General features: G+C 68.3%; 11 protein-coding genes and 1 tRNA gene. 8 read left to right on the top strand and 4 right to left on the bottom strand.

Annotation, left to right across the window (positions count from 1 at the left end):
• Nucleotides 1-231 precede the first annotated feature (231 nt).
• Nucleotides 232-2,010: a phosphoenolpyruvate carboxykinase (GTP) gene (locus tag E5843_RS03835; protein ID WP_134672766.1), complete on the bottom strand. Its 1,779-nt coding sequence runs from the start codon at nucleotides 2,008-2,010 to the stop codon at nucleotides 232-234.
• Nucleotides 2,011-2,135: 125 nt separating this feature from the next.
• Entirely contained in the window at nucleotides 2,136-2,747 is a 612-nt protein-coding gene (locus E5843_RS03830; protein WP_134672765.1) for a TetR/AcrR family transcriptional regulator, read from the bottom strand.
• A 154-nt stretch (nucleotides 2,748-2,901) separates the two neighbouring features.
• Here E5843_RS03830 and E5843_RS03825 point away from each other — a divergent pair, with 154 nt between their 5' ends.
• The 3 genes from E5843_RS03825 (at nucleotide 2,902) to E5843_RS03815 (ending at nucleotide 6,311) form a co-directional block, all read left to right on the top strand.
• On the top strand, nucleotides 2,902-5,382 hold the full coding sequence (locus E5843_RS03825) for an acyl-CoA dehydrogenase (RefSeq protein WP_134672764.1): 2,481 nt from the start codon (nucleotides 2,902-2,904) through the stop codon (nucleotides 5,380-5,382).
• A 66-nt stretch (nucleotides 5,383-5,448) separates the two neighbouring features.
• Nucleotides 5,449-5,919 (top strand): hotdog fold domain-containing protein, encoded by a 471-nt coding sequence (locus tag E5843_RS03820; protein ID WP_134672763.1) that lies wholly within the window; start codon nucleotides 5,449-5,451, stop codon nucleotides 5,917-5,919.
• A complete protein-coding gene (locus E5843_RS03815; protein WP_134672762.1) occupies nucleotides 5,916-6,311 on the top strand; it encodes a hypothetical protein in 396 nt (131 codons plus the stop codon). Before E5843_RS03820 ends, E5843_RS03815 begins: the two co-directional genes overlap by 4 nt.
• A gap of 12 nt (nucleotides 6,312-6,323) precedes the next feature.
• On the opposite strand, the gene E5843_RS03810 is transcribed toward E5843_RS03815, so the two are convergent.
• Nucleotides 6,324-7,688: an NTP/NDP exchange transporter gene (locus tag E5843_RS03810; protein WP_134672761.1), complete on the bottom strand. Its 1,365-nt coding sequence runs from the start codon at nucleotides 7,686-7,688 to the stop codon at nucleotides 6,324-6,326.
• A gap of 177 nt (nucleotides 7,689-7,865) precedes the next feature.
• Between E5843_RS03810 and E5843_RS03805 the strand changes: the two genes are divergently transcribed.
• Nucleotides 7,866-7,939: transfer RNA gene (locus tag E5843_RS03805), tRNA-Gly, on the top strand.
• A 97-nt stretch (nucleotides 7,940-8,036) separates the two neighbouring features.
• Here the strand turns inward: E5843_RS03805 and E5843_RS03800 are convergent.
• A complete protein-coding gene (locus E5843_RS03800) occupies nucleotides 8,037-9,854 on the bottom strand; it encodes an autotransporter domain-containing protein (protein WP_136411872.1) in 1,818 nt (605 codons plus the stop codon).
• A 138-nt stretch (nucleotides 9,855-9,992) separates the two neighbouring features.
• Here E5843_RS03800 and thiS point away from each other — a divergent pair, with 138 nt between their 5' ends.
• From thiS to E5843_RS03780, 4 genes are all read left to right on the top strand, one after another.
• Entirely contained in the window at nucleotides 9,993-10,193 is a 201-nt protein-coding gene (thiS, locus tag E5843_RS03795) for a sulfur carrier protein ThiS (RefSeq protein WP_134672759.1), read from the top strand.
• A 65-nt stretch (nucleotides 10,194-10,258) separates the two neighbouring features.
• Nucleotides 10,259-11,056: a thiazole synthase gene (locus tag E5843_RS03790; RefSeq protein WP_136411871.1), complete on the top strand. Its 798-nt coding sequence runs from the start codon at nucleotides 10,259-10,261 to the stop codon at nucleotides 11,054-11,056.
• A complete protein-coding gene (trmB, locus tag E5843_RS03785; protein WP_141065688.1) occupies nucleotides 11,056-11,829 on the top strand; it encodes a tRNA (guanosine(46)-N7)-methyltransferase TrmB in 774 nt (257 codons plus the stop codon). Before E5843_RS03790 ends, trmB begins: the two co-directional genes overlap by 1 nt.
• A gap of 20 nt (nucleotides 11,830-11,849) precedes the next feature.
• Nucleotides 11,850-13,688: an SLC13 family permease gene (locus tag E5843_RS03780; protein ID WP_134672756.1), complete on the top strand. Its 1,839-nt coding sequence runs from the start codon at nucleotides 11,850-11,852 to the stop codon at nucleotides 13,686-13,688.
• Nucleotides 13,689-13,707 lie beyond the last annotated feature (19 nt).

Genomic DNA, 13,707 nt, shown 5'->3' with positions numbered 1-13,707 from the left:
CGCGCGCTTGCGCACCATGCATGCGGAGCGCCTGCAGGAGCACTCGCCCACAGGACCGGTAGGCAGGCAGCGCCCCGCCCGGGAGGATGCGCCGGGGGACGGAAGTTCTGCGGATTTCTTCAGCTCGCCGGATACTTATCCTGCTGGTAACCAGCTGTCATGAACCGCGGCCAAGAAAAAGGCCTTCCCTGACGGGAAGGCCTTTTCCTTTGACGCAAACCCGGTGCGCGATCAGCCGCGCAGCGGCTCCGGCAGGCGGTCGCCGTAGGCGGCGTACTGCGCCTGGACATCGGCATGTTCGGCGGCCCACCCGGCCTCGTCCACCGCCAGCAGCGTCCGGAGTGCATCCGCCGACAGGTCCAGCCCATCGAGATCGAGCATCGAGGCATCGGGCAGCAGGCCGATCGGGGTTTCCACCGCGTCCGCCTTGCCATCGACGCGGCCGATGATCCATTCCAGCACGCGCATGTTCTCGCCGAAACCGGGCCACACGAACTTGCCGTCGTCGCCCTTCCGGAACCAGTTGACGTGGAAGACCTTCGGCAGCTTCGCGTCCGCGGTATCGAACGACAACCAGTGGGCGAAATAGTCGCCGAAGTTGTAGCCGCAGAACGGCTTCATCGCCATCGGGTCGCGACGCACCACGCCGACCTGGCCGGTGGCCGCGGCGGTGGTTTCGGAGGCCATCGCGGCGCCGACCTGCACGCCATGGGTCCAGTCCCGTGCCTCGAACACCAGCGGCACCAGCGATGCGCGCCGGCCACCGAACACGATCGCGGAGATCGGCACGCCCTGCGGATCCTCGGCGCGCTCGGAATACGACGGGCACTGCGCGGCGGACACGGTGAAGCGTGCATTCGGATGCGCCGCCGGGCCGTTGGCCGGGTCGTACGGGCGGCCCTTCCAGTCGAACGCGGGCACGCGATCGTCGAGGCCTTCCCACCACGGCTGGCCGTCGTCGGTCAGGCCGACGTTGGTAAAGATGGTGTCGTGCTGGATCGTGGCCAGCGCATTCGGGTTGGATTTCGCCGACGTCCCCGGCGCCACGCCGAAAAAGCCGGCTTCGGGATTGATCGCCCACAGCCGGCCATCGGCGCCTGGACGCATCCAGCAGATGTCGTCCCCGACCGTCCACACCTTCCAGCCGGCCTCGCGGTAGCGCGCGGGCGGAATCAGCATCGCCAGGTTGGTCTTGCCGCAGGCGCTCGGGAACGCGGCGGCGACATAGTGCGTCTCGCCCTGCGGGTTCTCGATGCCGACGATGAGCATGTGCTCGGCCAGCCAGCCTTCCTGGCGCGCCTGCCAGGACGCAAGCCGCAGTGCGTGGCACTTCTTGCCGAGCAGCGCGTTGCCGCCGTAGCCGGAGCCGTACGACTTGATCGTCAGCTCTTCCGGGAAGTGCATGATGAAACGGCGGTTCGGGTCCAGCTCGCCCAGCGAGTGCAGGCCGCGCACGAAGGTCCCCGTGCGTTCGCTGCCCTCGCGTTCGATGCGGCGCAGGGCGGCAGCGCCCATGCGGGTCATGATCCGCATGTTGGCCACCACGTACGGCGAATCGGTGATCTCGACGCCGCAGCGCGCGAGCGGCGACTCGATCGGGCCCATGCAGTACGGGATCACGTACATCGTGCGTCCGCGCATGCAGCCCTCGAACAGCCCATCCATCCTGCTGTGCGCTTCTGCCGGATCCATCCAGTGGTTGTTCGGGCCGGCGTCATCGCGCTCGCGGGTGCACACGAAGGTGAGGTGCTCGACACGCGCAACGTCGTCGGGATCGGAGCGATGCAGCCAGCAGTTCGGATGGGTTTCCGGATTCAGCGCGATCAGCGTGCCATCGGACTCCATGGACGCGAGCAGTGCCTTGTTTTCCGCATCGCTGCCGTCGCACCAGTGGATGCGGTCAGGCTGCGTCAGGCGGGCGACGTCATCGACCCATGCCTGCAGTTCCGCAAGCGAAGTCGCGGATGCGGTATTGGAAGTCGGGAGGGGGCGGGCGGCGTTCAATTGCATGCTCCTGGCGCCACGCGCCATGTCAGTCCAGCAGGACATTTTAAGGGACACGACGCAGGAGGTTTGCTGCACCTGCATCATGGAGACGGGAAAAGCGCCCGAAACAGGCGTTTTTCCCAGGATTTTCAGCGCGGCGGAATCAGCGTCGCCATGACGTGGGCGATGTACGCATCGAACTGTTCGTGATCCAGCCGCGACTGTGGAAGCTGGATCGACAGCTGCAGGAAACCCACGTAGGCCGTGTAGGCCAGGCGTGCGCGGTGACGTGCATCGTCGACACCGAAGCCCACTTCCCGATACGAACGCGCAAGGTGCTCGAGCCGGCGTTCCGACACCCGCCCGATCACCGGCTTGACGATGGGATGGTCGAGCGCCTGCAGCAGGGCGCTGTAGACGACGTGCAGCTTGATCTCGTGGGCAACCATCTCGATCAGCGCGCGCAGGCGGTCACGCGGGTCGGAGATCTTTTCGAGCTCGCCGAACACCGCTTCCTGCTCGACGCTTTCCCAACGCTCCAGCGCGGCCTGCAGCAGCGCATCGCGCGACGGGAAATGCCAGTAGAAGCTGCCCTTGGTGACGCCAAGGCGCCGGGCAAGCGACTCCACCGCCACCGCGGCAACGCCCTGTTCGGCGATCAGGTCGAGGGCGGCCTGCGCCCAGTCGTCGGCGCTCAGGCGCCCCTGGCGCTCGCCCGTGCGCGGCGCATCGGCGGACTTCGCCGCGTTGGGAGTTTTCATGGGCGCGGAGTTTACCGTACGCAGGCGCCGGAAAGCGTATCGTGGGACGGCACATGGGCGCGGGATTGACTTCGCGCGCCGCGTAACCATACTAAAGCGTATGGTGCTGCCGGGATGTCCGGCCCCATCCCTTCATGCCTTCCCGGAGCCTTCCATGAGCGTTGTCGTTCCGTTTCTCGCCCTGCTGCTGACCGGCATGTTCGCGGCCTATCACCGGATGCGCCTGCCGGTCTGGGTGGCGATGGCGGCCACCGCGCTGGTGGCCTGCTGGCTGCTTGGCGCCAGCGCGACGGCCACCATCGTCGCCTTCGTCGTGCTTGCGCTGATTGCGATCCCGCTGCTGGTGGCGCCACTGCGCAAGTCGCTGGTCACCGCGCCACTGCTGACGTTCTTCCGCAAGGTGCTGCCACCGTTGTCGCAGACCGAGCGCATCGCGCTGGAGACCGGCTCGGTCGGCTTCGAGGGCGAGCTTTTCACCGGCGATCCGGACTGGCAGAAGCTGCTGGACTATCCGAAGCCGCAGCTCACTGCCGAGGAACAGGCGTTCCTCGATGGCCCGGTGGAAGAGCTGTGCCGGATGGTCAACGACTGGGAAATCACCCACATCCATGCCGACCTGCAGCCGGAGCTGTGGGACTACATCAAGAAGAACCGCTTCTTCGGCATGATCATTCCCAAGGAATACGGCGGCCTTGGATTCAGCGCGCTGGCGCACCACAAGGTGATCCAGAAGCTGTCGTCGATCTCCAGCGTGGTGAGCTCCACCGTCGGCGTGCCGAACTCGCTTGGTCCGGGCGAGCTGCTGGTGCATTACGGCACCCCGGAGCAGAAGGAGCAGTACCTGCCGCGCCTGGCCGACGGCCGCGAGGTGCCCTGCTTCGGGCTGACCGGTCCGTTCGCGGGCTCGGATGCGACCTCGATCCCCGACTACGGCATCGTCTGCAAGGGCGAGTGGAACGGTGCGCAGGTGCTGGGCGTGCGCCTCACCTTCGACAAGCGCTACATCACGCTCGCGCCGGTGGCGACGTTGATCGGCCTGGCCTTCCGCATGTACGACCCCGACGCGCTGCTGGGCGACGTCGAGGACGTCGGCATCACCCTTGCGCTGCTGCCGCGCGACACGCCGGGCGTGGAGATCGGCCGCCGTCATTTCCCGCTCAACTCGCCGTTCCAGAACGGCCCGATCCGTGGCACGGATGTCTTCATCCCGCTCAGCCAGCTGGTCGGCGGTGCCGACATGGCCGGCAAGGGCTGGAACATGCTCAACGAGTGCCTGGCGATCGGCCGCTCGATCACCCTGCCCTCGACTGCCAGCGGCGGCGCCAAGGCCGGCGCGGTGGTGACCGGTGCCTACGCGCGCATCCGCAAGCAGTTCGGCCTGTCGATCGGCCGCTTCGAAGGCGTGGAGGAAGCGCTGGCGCGTATCGGCGGCAAGGCCTATGCGATCAGTGCGCTGGCGCAGGCCACAGCCGCCGCGGTCGATCGTGGCGACGTGCCGTCGGTGCCGTCGGCGATCGCCAAGTATCACTGCACCTCGATGGGCCGCGAAGTCATCAGCGATGTCATGGACGTGCTTGGCGGCAAGGGCATCATCCTCGGCCCGCGCAACTTCGCCGGCCGCGCCTGGCAGGCGGCACCGATCGGCGTGACCGTCGAAGGCGCCAACATCATGACCCGCAGCCTGCTGATCTTCGGCCAGGGCGCGATCCTCTGCCATCCGTGGGTGATGAAGGAGATGCAGGCCGCGCAGGACCCCGACCACCGGCGCGGGCTCGAGGACTTCGACCGCAACCTGATGGGCCATATCCGCTACGGCATTTCCAACGCGGTGCGTTCGCTGTGGTTCGGCATCACCGGTGCGAAGTTCGGTGCCGCGCCGGGTGACGACTACACGCGTCGCTACTTCCGCAAGCTCGACCGGTATTCCGCCAACCTCGCGCTGATGGCCGACGTGTCGATGCTGACGCTCGGTGGCAAGCTGAAGTTCAAGGAGTCGCTGTCCGGGCGTCTCGGCGACGTGCTCAGCCACGTCTACATGACCAGTGCGATCCTCAAGCGTTACCACGACGAAGGCGCGCCGGAAGGCGACAAGCCGCTGCTGGCCTGGGCCTTCCATGACAGCGTGCACCGCATCGAGACCGCACTGTCGGCGGCGTTGCGCAACTTCCCGATCCGTCCGATCGGCTGGCTGATGTGGGTGCTGATCTTCCCGCTCGGTCGTCGCGCCGAAGCCCCCGGCGATCGCCTGGGCCACCGGGTGGCCTCGCTGCTGATGAACGTCAACGAGGCCCGCGAGCGTCTTGCCCAGGGTGTGTTCCTGACCCCGTGCGAGAACAATCCCGGCGGCCGCATCGCCAGCTACCTGGCCAAGGCTGTGGCCGCGGAGCCGGTCGAGCGCAAGTTCCTCAAGGCACTCAAGGGCAAGGGCATCCAGGCACTGGATTACGACGCCCAGCTCGACGAGGCCGTGCGCGAGGGCGTGCTGACCGCGGACGAGCGCAACCAGCTGGCCGAGCTGCGCGCGATCACGCTGGACGCGATCACCGTGGACGATTTCGACGTGCACGAGCTCCGCGCCGCCACGCACTACGACCGCCAGCCGTCCGGCGCACACGCCGCGCGCGCAGTGGCCTGAGGCCCGACCCGCATCGCATGACCCGACAACGCCCGGCCAAGTGCCGGGCGTTCTTCTGGAGGCTGCATGGCTCCTCGCCTGCCCGATCTTTACGCCCGCATGGCCGCCTGGCCCGGTGGCCGCTGGCTGTTCGCCCGCCTGGTCTGCCTGAAGGCGCCGTACTTCGGCAGCATCGCGCCACGTCTGGATGAACTCGTGCCCGGGCGCGCCGTCGCCTCGCTGCGCCACCGCCGGCGCGTGCGCAACCACATCGGCACGGTGCACGCGATCGCGCTGTGCAATCTCGCCGAATTCGCCGGCGGCCTGGCCACCGAGGCCACGGTGCCGGCGGGCATGCGCTGGATCCCGAAGCGCATGCAGGTCGACTACCTGGCGAAGGCGAGCGGCACGATGCGTGCGACCGCGACGGTGCCGGAGATGGCCGTGCGGGACAGCGGCTACACCGCCCCCGTCGAGGTGGTGGTGCACGACCCCGCGGGCGTCGCGGTGTTCACGGCGACCATCGAGATGTGGATTTCGCCGCGGGCGCCGGCATGAGCACGCAAGCCATGTTGCTGCTGTGCGCCGTGCACAGTGCCGCGCTTGGCGTGTTCCACCTGTGCTTCTGGCGCCTGTTCGACTGGAATCGCCAGCTGGCGCAGCTGGACCGTGCCAATCGCGCGATCGTGCAGATCCTCAACCTGCGGCTGACGTTCGTGTTCTTCGCGGTCGCCGCCCTGTGCCTGCTCTATCCGGACGCGCTCGCCAGCACACCGCTGGGCCGTGCGCTGCTGGTGGTGATGATGCTGTTCTGGGTCGGCCGCACGATCGAGCAGTTCGTGTTCCTGCGCGGCCTGCGACACCCCGCCGTGCACGCGCTGACGGCTGTGTTCGTGCTCGGTGCGGTGCTGTTCGCACTGCCACTGTGGCTGGTGCCGCCGGCGGGCTGATAGCGCGCCGGATCAGGCCCGCGACGGCTGCGCCGCGGCCACGTCGCCCGGAGAGTTCTCCGGCAACCCGCGCTGCTCGCGGACCACCCGCCACGCGCCGAAGGCCATGCCGGCGGCGACCACCACACCGGTGGCGAACACCACGCTGGAACCGAAGCCGGCGAGGAACTTGTGCAGCCAGACGAAGCTGAAGTCACCGGTGCGGTAGACCGCCGTGTCGATCACCGACTTGGCCTTGTAGCGGGCCTCGCGGTCCATCCGGGTGTACAGCGTTTCGCGCGCGGGTTTGGCCAGTGAGAACTCGCTGGCGCGCGTGGTCACCTGCACCACCGCGACCAGCAGCGGCAACGGCGAGGCCGACAGCAGCGCGAAGCCGGCCAGGATCGCCAGTGCCGGCAGCAGCAGCAGCGGCGCAACACCGTAGCGGCGCAGCAGCCAGCGCGTCAGCAGCAGCTGGATCACGATGGTCAGACCGTTCACCGCCCAGTCCAGCGTCGAGTAATAGCGCGTGGCGGCTTCGGCGGTGGGATAGAAGCGACGCACGATCGCCGCCTGTTCGTTGTAGAGCAGCGTCCCGACGCCGACGCCGAAGAACATCAGCAGCGCCAGGGCGCGCAGCAACGGATCCTGCGCCACCAGGCGCAGGCCGGCCCACACGGAGCCTCCCATCGCGCGTTCGCCGCTGGCCTCGCGATGGGCGCGCTCGCGGGCCATCGCCCACGGCCGCAGTTGCACGATGCACAGCAGGCAGACCGACAGCAGGCCCATCGACACCAGCAGCAGGTTGGCCACGCCCACCTGTTCCACCAGCAGCCGGGTGATCGCGGGGCCCGACAGTGCACCGATCGTGCCGCCGGCACCGATGTATCCGTACACCTGCTTGGCGTGCGCGTTGTCGAACACGTCGGCCATGAAACTCCAGAACACCGTCACCGCGAACAGGTTGAACACCGCGATGAAGATGAAGAACGCACCACCGCGCCCCGGCACGCCGGCGTGGAAGGCCCACCAGAAGCCGCCAAGGCAGGCAATGAAACCGAGATAGACCACCGGCAGGAACACACGGCGCGGGAACCGCGCCACCAGTGCGCCGTAGACGGGTTGCAGCAGCAGCATCGCGACGAAGGTGCCGGTGAACAGCAGTTGCAGCGTGTAGTCACCCAGTGCGAAGCCAGCGCGCTCACCGGCCACGAGCAGCCATTGCGGGAACACCGCGGACGGATCGGCAGACGCACCCATCGCGTCGCGGACCGGCCGCAGCACGTAGTACCCGCACAGCAGGCAGAAGAAATAGAGCAGCGCCCACCACAACGCCGGCGAGGCGGCCAGGGCATGACGGAAGCGCAGGGAACGCGATGTCGGAACGGAACGAGGCATCGCTGGCTGCGCAGGGCGGAAAACGTCGACCGCGAATGATCCGCGCTCACGTGCTGCAGGGCAATCGCGGCGTCGGAGCACGGCGGCGGCGGCCGCCCGGGCGGAGTCCGCGGTGCCCATCAACGCGTGCGCGAACGGATTGCCAGAGGCCGCAGCGGCGCCTAGACTTCAGCGCACGCGGGTGTAGTTCAATGGTAGAACTTCAGCTTCCCAAGCTGATAGCGTGGGTTCGATTCCCATCACCCGCTCCACTTTCGCAGGCGTCGAGATCTTCTCCGCCTTCCGCCCTCACCCGCCCTCCGGGGCACCCTCTCCCGCGTACGGGAGAGGGGTGAGGATCGCCCTCGGTCAGAACGACCGGTTGAAGCTCACGAACACCGTCGAGTTGCCGCTGTCGGCATGCGACAGCGTGGTGCTGAGGCCGAAGTTCGCCTCCATGCCGTACAGCCCGGCGCGGGCGCCGAGAGTGACGGTGGCGTAGCTGTCGTCGTAGCGCAGCGCCGGCACCGCGAATTCGCTGGTGGTCGGCAGTGACAGCACGCGTGCGAACGCCTCTTCCGGCGCGTCCTCGAACTCGCGGTCCCAGGTGGCGCGGGCGTACGGGCGCAGGGTGCCTTCACTGAAGGCGACCTGCCAGCCGACGCTGCCGACCATCGAATCGAAGCTCTGGTCCGGATAGCCGAGTGCGGTGGAGCGCGACGGATCGCTCTCCTCGAAGCCGTCGACGTCGATGCGCTGCGACACCAGTCCGAGGACCGGGCCATGGCGCAGGTTGCCGGCCGCGAAGTTCCAGCCCGCATGCACGGCCGCGGTCAGGTTTTCGCCATCCGCGGAGCCTTCGTGCCAGCGCACCGCCTGGCCCAGCTGCACGCGGCGATGGGTGTCGATGTCCAGGCTGGACCAGCTCAGCTGGCCATTGACCCAGGCACCGTTGTCGCCGTACCAGCCGGCGAAGCCGCCGATGGTGGCATCGCGATGGCGGAAGTCGCCACGGCGCAGGCCCCAGTCCTGCTTGGTCACGCCGTAACCGCCGAATACGCCGAACACGGTGTTGCCACGGGTCCAGTCGAAACCGACGGTCAGCGCCGGCGCAAAGCCGTCGTAATGGTCACCATCGCCGTAGCGCTGGTAGTCGCCGCGAAGGTCGAACCACACCCCGCTGCCCTCCGCGCCCGGAGTGCCGTCGACGTGCCAGGCCACGCGCTCGGCGCGTGCGCGCCCGACCACCGCGGCCGACTGCGGCAGCACCGCGATCTGTGCCGGCGCCTCCAGCACCGAGATGGCGAAATCCGCCAGCGCACGATGGCCGCCGGTGGTCGGATGCACGCCGTCTGCAAACAGGTACGCACTCGCCGCGTCGGCCGCGACCAGCGTGGCCGGGTTGCAGGTGATCGACTGGGCGACGGTGCAGGCCGGCGTCGTCACATTGCGGAAGCCGTATGCCCCGGGCTCGGCGATCACTTCCTGCAGGAAGCCGAAGGTGTTGAGCGGGATCACCCGCAGGCCCGCGCTGTTGATGCCGCTGTAGAGCGCGGTGTTGTAGGCGCTCGCCAGTGCGGTCAGCTGGCCCTGCGCCACCGGGCCCTGCGCCCGTGCGGCAGGCGTCTGCCCCATGTCGGGCAGGGTTGGCACCATGATGTAGCGGGCACCGGCGGCCTGCAGCGTGCCGACGAGGCCGACCTGCGCGGTGACCGCGCCGGCCAGGGTGGCTTCCGCGGGAGCCCCCGCGGCGATCGCGAATACGTCGTTGGCGCCCGCCCACACGGTGTACAGCGCGTCGGGGTCGGCCCGGCCACCTCCGAGGTGGCGCTGCACCTGGGTGGCCACCGATGGCGTCGGGCCGAGCCCGCCCACGGTATCCACCGCCACGCGCGCACCGCTCACCGCATAGTTGTCGCCAGTCTGGCCGTTGCCGTTGGCAGCGCCATTGGTGCCGTAATGCTCGGCGAGATGCTGCGCCCAGACGAAGCCCGGGTTGGTGGTCGACTGCCCGACCAGCCCGCCGGACGGGCCGATGGACTGGATCAGTACCGGCCGGTAGTAGCCGGCGTCGGTGAGGCTGTCGCCGAAGAACACGGTGCGCGAGAACTGGCCCTGCTGCGCAAGGGCTGGCAGGGCGGCCGCGGCCAGCGCGGCGGCAAGAACGGTGCGGGCGAGCAGGCGCATGCATCCTCCGGAACAGGTGGGGTTGCCGGCAGCGTACGCCGGCGGACGGTGGCGCATGTTCCACGCGGGCCCGGCGCGACACAAGCCGCACTGCGTCATGCGGATGCAGGCCTGCGTCGAAAGGGCGACAATGCCCCCATGCATATTCTTCTCAATGGCGAACGCCTGGACCTCGAGGCGGCGCAGAGCATCGCCGAGCTGCTGGTGGCGCGCGGCCTGGCCGGGCGCAGGGTCGCGGTCGAGGTGAACGGCGAGATCGTCCCGCGTGGACGCCACGACGAGCACCGGCTGGCTGAAGGTGACCGCGTCGAGATCGTGCACGCGCTCGGCGGCGGTTGACGCGCAGCTGTCCGCGCGCGATCGGCATGCACGGCAAGCCGGCCGCCTTCAGCGATAATGCCGGCATGACCAGCCCCGATCCCCACGACGACGCCCTGCTCATTGCCGGCAAGGCCTACCGCTCGCGCCTGCTCACCGGCACCGGCAAGTTCACCGACCTCGACCAGACCCGCGCCGCCACCGAGGCCGCCGCGGCCGAGATCGTGACCGTGGCGATCCGTCGCACGAACATCGGCCAGAACCCCGACGAGCCCAACCTGCTCGACGTGCTGCCGCTCGATCGCTACACCCTGCTGCCCAACACTGCCGGCTGCTACAGCGCCGAAGAGGCCGTGCGCACCTGCCGGCTGGCGCGCGAGCTGCTCGACGGCCACAACCTCACCAAGCTCGAAGTCCTGGGCGACCGCAAGACCCTGTTCCCCGATGTCGTGCAGACGCTCAAGGCTGCCGAACAACTGGTGGCCGACGGCTTCGACGTCATGGTCTACACCAGCGACGATCCGATCCTGGCCAAGCGGCTGGAAGAGATCGGCTGCGTGGCGGTGATGCCGCTGGCGGCGCCGATCGGCTCCGGCCTCGGCATCCAGAACCGCTACAACCTGCTTGAGATCGTCGAGAACGCCAAGGTGCCGATCATCGTCGACGCCGGCGTCGGCACCGCCTCGGATGCCGCCATCGCGATGGAACTCGGTTGCGATGGCGTCCTGATGAACACCGCCATCGCCGGTGCGAAGGACCCGGTGCGCATGGCGCGGGCGATGAAGCTCGCGGTGCAGGCCGGGCGCGATGCCTTCCTTGCCGGGCGCATCCCGCGCAAGCGCTACGCGAGTGCGTCGTCGCCGATCGACGGGCTGATCGGTTGATGGCCGACCCGCGCGACGACGCCTCCGCACGGCAGGCTGCCGACGGCAATCCGAAGCTGGCGAAAAAGCCCTTCACCCTGACCCCCGGCCATCGCGCGGTGCGCAGCTTCGTGCTGCGCCAGGGCCGCTTCACCGAGGCGCAGCAGCGCGCATTCGATGCGTTGTGGCCGCGCTTCGGGCTCGACTACGGTCCGGCCGACCGCGGCGGCCAACCGCGCGACTTCGACGCGGTGTTCGGCCGCAGCGCGCGACGCGTGCTGGAAATCGGCTTCGGCAACGGCGAGGCGTTGCGCTTCGCCGCGCAGCAGGACCCCGGCCGCGACTACATCGGCATCGAAGTACACGCACCCGGCGTCGGTCGGCTGCTCAATGCACTCGGCGACGATGGCAGCGACCACGTGCGGCTGTACCACCACGATGCGGTGGAAGTGCTGGAACACGAGATCGCCGACGGCAGCCTCGACGAGGTCCGCATCTACTTCCCCGATCCCTGGCACAAGAAGCGCCACAACAAGCGTCGCCTGGTGCAGCCGGAGTTCGCCGCGCTGCTGGTGCGCAAGCTCGCGGCGGATGGTCGCTTGCACCTGGCGACCGATTGGCAGGACTATGCGGAGCAGATGTGGGACGTGCTCGACGCCACCGCGGGGCTGCGCAATCGCGCCGGCACGCGCGGACACGTACCGCGACCGGAGTGGCGCCCGCAGACGCATTTCGAGACCCGCGGACAGCGACTCGGACACGGGGTCTGGGACCTGCTCTACGACCGTTGCTGAGGTTCTGACTCCAACCGGGCATGGACACCGCACTCGCGCTCACCACCGACATGAAGATCGTCCTCGGCCTGGTGAGCCTGACGATGGTCCTGTTCGTGTTCCAGCGGGTGCGTGCCGATCTCGTCGCGCTGGTGATCCTGGTGCTGCTGGGCCTGACCGGCCAGGTCGCGCCGGAAGACGTCTTCAACGGTTTCTCGTCGAACGCGGTGATCAGCATCATCGCCACCATGATCCTTGGCATGGGGCTGGAGCGCACCGGTGCGCTCAACCGCCTTGCCGGCTGGCTGCTGCGGCGCGCGCATGGCGTTGAACGCCGGTTGCTGCTGCTGACATCCGCCGTCGCCGGCCTCAATTCCTCGTTCATGCAGAACCCGTCGGTGATGGCGCTGTACCTGCCGGTGATGTCGCGGCTGTCCTCGCGCACCGGCCTGCCGCTGTCACGGATGCTGATGCCGGTCGGCGCGGCGATCGTGATGGGCGGTTCGTTGACGATGGTCGGCAACTCGCCACTGATCCTGCTCAACGACCTGCTGGTCGCGGCCAATGCCAACCTGCCGTCCGGCGTGGCGACGCTGGTGCCGCTGAACATGTTCGCGCCACTGCCGATCGGCCTCGCGCTGCTGGCGCTCGGGCTGGGCTATTTCCACTTCTTCGGAGAAAAGCTGCTGCGTGAAGGCCCCGACACCAGCGTCACCCCGGGACGCACGCAGAGCTACTTCGCGCGCACCTACGGCATCGAGGGTGACGTGTTCGAACTCACCGTCACCGCCGACAGCCCGCTGGTGGGCATGACGTTCGGCGAGGCGGAAGCGCTGCACAACGCGCCGGTGATGCTGGCGCTGAAGGCCGACGGCGATCCCAAGCTCGCGCCCGCCGCCGACACCCGCATCTGGGTCGGCAGCGTGATCGGGGTGATGGCGCCGCGCCAGCAGGTGGCCGATTTCGCCCAGAACCAGTTCCTGCGCATGAGCGCACGGCTGCGCAGCTTCGGCGACCTGTTCAACCCCGCGCGTGCCGGCATTTCCGAAGCCGTGGTGCCGCCCACCTCGAGCTATATCGGCAAGACCGCCAACGAGCTGCAGCTGCGCCGCCTGCTCGGCCTGCGCCTGCTCGCGGTCAATCGCGACAAGGAAGTCATCACCGACGACGTGCGCAACCTGACCCTGCGCGCCGGCGACATGCTGGTGCTGCACAGCTTCTGGCATGCGCTGGCGGAGAATGCCAAGGGGCGCGATTTCGTCGTCGTCACCGACTACCCGAAGGGCGAGCAGCGCCCGCACAAGTTCAAGGTCGCGATGGCGATCTTCGCGGTGACGATGCTGATCGCGCTGTCGTCGCGCATCCCCACTTCGATCGCGCTGATGACGGGCGTCGCCGGCATGCTGGTCTGCGGGGTGCTGAAGATGGACGAGGCCTACAGCGCGATCAACTGGAAGACCGTGTTCCTGATGGCCTGCCTGATCCCGCTGGGCTGGGCGATGGATTCCAGCGGTGCCGCGGCGTGGGTGGCGGGCAACACCATCGACCAGCTGCCGACGGGCCTGCCGGTGTGGGTGCTGGAGATCGCGGTCGCGCTGCTGACCACGGCGTTCTCGCTGGTGATCAGCCATGTCGGCGCGACGATCGTGGTGGTGCCGCTGGCGATCAACCTCGCGCTGGCGGCCGGCGCCGACCCCACCGTCTTCGCGCTGATCGTGGCGCTGTCGGCGTCGAACAACTTCATGACCCAGTCCAATCCGGTGATCTCGATGATGACCGGTCCGGCGGGCTACACCGCAGGCGACCTCTGGCGTGCGGGGCTGCCGTTGTCGATGGGCTATTCGGTGGTGATCGTGCTGATGGTCAACCTGGTGTTCTGACCGGTCGTACCGCCGTGGC

The sequence above is a fragment of the Luteimonas yindakuii genome, assembly GCF_004803715.2.
GTDB lineage: Bacteria > Pseudomonadota > Gammaproteobacteria > Xanthomonadales > Xanthomonadaceae > Luteimonas > Luteimonas yindakuii.
The sequence above is the reverse complement of the archived record's forward strand: the minus strand, read 5'-3'. Positions and strand labels throughout refer to the sequence as shown.

Coding starts and splice junctions, on each gene's coding strand:
- thiS (WP_134672759.1), top strand. CDS start 9,993: ATGCATATTCTTCTCAATGGCGAACGCCTGGACCTCGAGGCGGCGCAG.
- trmB (WP_141065688.1), top strand. CDS start 11,056: ATGGCCGACCCGCGCGACGACGCCTCCGCACGGCAGGCTGCCGACGGC.
- E5843_RS03825 (WP_134672764.1), top strand. CDS start 2,902: ATGAGCGTTGTCGTTCCGTTTCTCGCCCTGCTGCTGACCGGCATGTTC.
- E5843_RS03815 (WP_134672762.1), top strand. CDS start 5,916: ATGAGCACGCAAGCCATGTTGCTGCTGTGCGCCGTGCACAGTGCCGCG.
- E5843_RS03835 (WP_134672766.1), bottom strand. CDS start 2,010: ATGCAATTGAACGCCGCCCGCCCCCTCCCGACTTCCAATACCGCATCC.
- E5843_RS03790 (WP_136411871.1), top strand. CDS start 10,259: ATGACCAGCCCCGATCCCCACGACGACGCCCTGCTCATTGCCGGCAAG.
- E5843_RS03780 (WP_134672756.1), top strand. CDS start 11,850: ATGGACACCGCACTCGCGCTCACCACCGACATGAAGATCGTCCTCGGC.
- E5843_RS03820 (WP_134672763.1), top strand. CDS start 5,449: ATGGCTCCTCGCCTGCCCGATCTTTACGCCCGCATGGCCGCCTGGCCC.
- E5843_RS03810 (WP_134672761.1), bottom strand. CDS start 7,688: ATGCCTCGTTCCGTTCCGACATCGCGTTCCCTGCGCTTCCGTCATGCC.
- E5843_RS03800 (WP_136411872.1), bottom strand. CDS start 9,854: ATGCGCCTGCTCGCCCGCACCGTTCTTGCCGCCGCGCTGGCCGCGGCC.
- E5843_RS03830 (WP_134672765.1), bottom strand. CDS start 2,747: ATGAAAACTCCCAACGCGGCGAAGTCCGCCGATGCGCCGCGCACGGGC.